The organism is Leptospira idonii (genome assembly GCF_004770995.1).
Classification (GTDB): domain Bacteria; phylum Spirochaetota; class Leptospiria; order Leptospirales; family Leptospiraceae; genus Leptospira_A; species Leptospira_A idonii.
In genome coordinates, this window is record NZ_RQHW01000054.1 from 1 (window position 1) to 2541 (window position 2541).

The 2541-nt window shown below is 40.9% G+C and carries 2 protein-coding genes; both read right to left on the reverse strand.

The features are described from left to right. Window positions 1–459: 459 nt before the first annotated feature. Window positions 460–1413 carry an ankyrin repeat domain-containing protein gene (locus EHS15_RS15880; protein ID WP_135761577.1) on the reverse strand — a complete coding sequence of 318 codons (954 nt, stop codon included), beginning with the start codon at window positions 1411–1413 and terminating at the stop codon, window positions 460–462. Window positions 1414–1419: 6 nt separating this feature from the next. Next, window positions 1420–2541 (reverse strand): Tle-like phospholipase domain-containing protein (locus tag EHS15_RS15885; protein WP_210416362.1); only part of this gene is annotated, 1122 nt, incomplete at its 5' end.

Sequence of the window (2541 nt, forward strand, 5' to 3'; positions counted from 1 at the left end):
GCATACTGTTGTGCATTCGCTAAATACCTTCTTTCTGCATACGTTAGTTCCATATTTCCAGCAAAACGAAGTTCGGTGGCGTCCTTTATTCTTGCGTTCATTTCCGATTCTGGTACGCCTGCTGCGATCAACGCACTCTTGATTATTCCACTTCCTAGTCCGGATATCTGATTCATTATGCTTGTGATCGGATTTTCGTTTATCGCTGCTCGTGTTTTTTTTGCTTCTTCCTTTCCCTTATAATCCGTAAGTCGAGATTCGTTCCTAGCTCTCGTTCGCATGACTTCCTGTCATGACGAACGAGCTTCGGCCTTCCTTGGCCTTCGCCACCGCTAGAAACTCTCTCTCCCGTTTATGAGCATAAAACATACATCTTATCTTAGTTCGTTGGGCGCCTCTCCCGGCTCTCAGTCGACGACAACGCTCCCTCGATCCGGTGCGCAAGGACTTTTATTTTAGTTACGGATCTACCAGTTCCATTCCAGGACGTTTGGGATACTGGTAAATCGATTTCCTTCCATACACTATATCCATCACATCCGATTCGGGAATCTGGCGAGTTTTTAGTCCCTTTGCAATACGTCCATCTGGGTCTGGAAATTTAATTCCTTTGGCAATTAACATATCGATTAATTTCTCTTTGTTCTTTTGTTGTTCTGACGGATTTATTTTTCTTATTTCTGCAGTAACACCTACATTATATAAATCATAGCTATATCCTTTCTCTAATAGCCATATCGCTATATCATAACGAGCATATGATCGAATAACAAGCTCAGGAGCAGTATTCCCAAGAAATTTCTCATCGTGAATATTAATGTCAGCGCCTGCCTCTATCAATATTTTTATATTATCAAACTGCACAGAACTTGCGGCTAATAATAGAGGTCTATCATACCCTCTTTCACCTTTCTTCGCATTCAAATCTCCACCATACTTGATCGCTAATCTCAAATATTCTGGATTGGATAAGGCTGATGACAACACCATTGCAGACATTCCCTTACGAAGTGATATTAGTGGGGTCTTTCCATGCCACTTATATCTATAAAGGGTGATTGGCTCTCCATAACCCTTTATCTCACTCAGTCCATCTCCTGTTCCTCCTAGATTCGGATCTGCTCCTGATTCTAGTAACGCTTTGTATCCTTCAAAGCTGTCTGCACAGATTGTCCAAATCAACATCGGAATTTTTCCAGGTTCTAAATAGTTGGGATTCGCTCCTTCGGATACTAACTTCTTTACCTTTGCTGCATCGCCATCTACTGCTGCCTTTAATAAGGCTAACGCAATATCATCTTGGTATGCATCCCCCAATCTGCAATTCCCACAGCGAAGCTCAAATACCGAACAAGACATCTTCGTTAAAATTGACAACATTACTAAAGCTATTACTCCTAGTCTTCTTTTCATTTCTATTTACTCTTCTCTATTTGATTCTGATGGCTTATCATATTCGGGATTCGTTATTACGACTGCCCTAGGTCGTCCGTTCAATATATCATTATACAACACGTTCGTCATCAATTGGTTACTATGGAGATTTATGAATCCCCTCTGGACTAACCATGGTCTACCCAACTGACCATCTAGTGCTGTTCGATTCCCTTCTGCCGATAAATTAAATGAATCCTGACCCAAGGATGCAAGCTCTCCAGGTAAATAATAGTAATTCACACGATTCTCTAATCCATTCGCATTATCTCCCATTGCTGTTCTTGTCGCATCGTTCAAGTTCGCTGAGTTAAAGGTAAACGCGGTCGAGCCAGTGATTCCTGCTGCGGCTGAAGCCAGGCCTCCTCCCAAAGAGTGTCCGGTAAAAGTAAGTTTGTTTTTAAACTCTGGTAATCTATCCAATGACTGAGCAAGATCCATAGCTTGTTGATGCTGATCTGTAACTACACCAACAATATTTTTGATATCAATCCAAGCATCTAGAAAGCTATCCGTTCCTCTAAATGCTAACACATACTTCTCTGTGTTCTTATCGAAGAATAAATCTGAATGCAAACCCGAATCTTTATTCTCAAATTTAGCTGGGTCTGCTCCTCGTTCAATTAGCTGTTCTCTAGTTACCCTCTCTACACCTAATATTGCTAATGCTGCTGTCATCTCCTTCACCATCGCTACCATCTCGGGATCATTGGATTCAAAGTCTAAATACGTAGCTTCGGACATTAAGTTCTGTTTATATGCTTCTATCTTCTTCGAAAACTCTAATTCACCATACTTCTCTTTAGCAAGCGATACCATCTCTGGATCTGATAACAGTAAATTCATTCTTTCTGCATCCTGTCTCAAGGCTTTTATATCTTCTATCGTATCGAATTTTCTTATTAGACCCTTTACTCCATGGATTCCTGTTTGAATCAAGCCAAACATTCCCATTCCAAATGCAGTCAATGCTCCCAGTGCTCCTAAGGCGATTCCTTCCAATGTTACACTCGCAGGCATGTGTTCGTTCAGTAACTCAGCTCTCTTATCTGGAGATAAATCCTTTATTTGTTCTGCTGTTAAGTTAGCTTTCTCTTTGAGAATCTT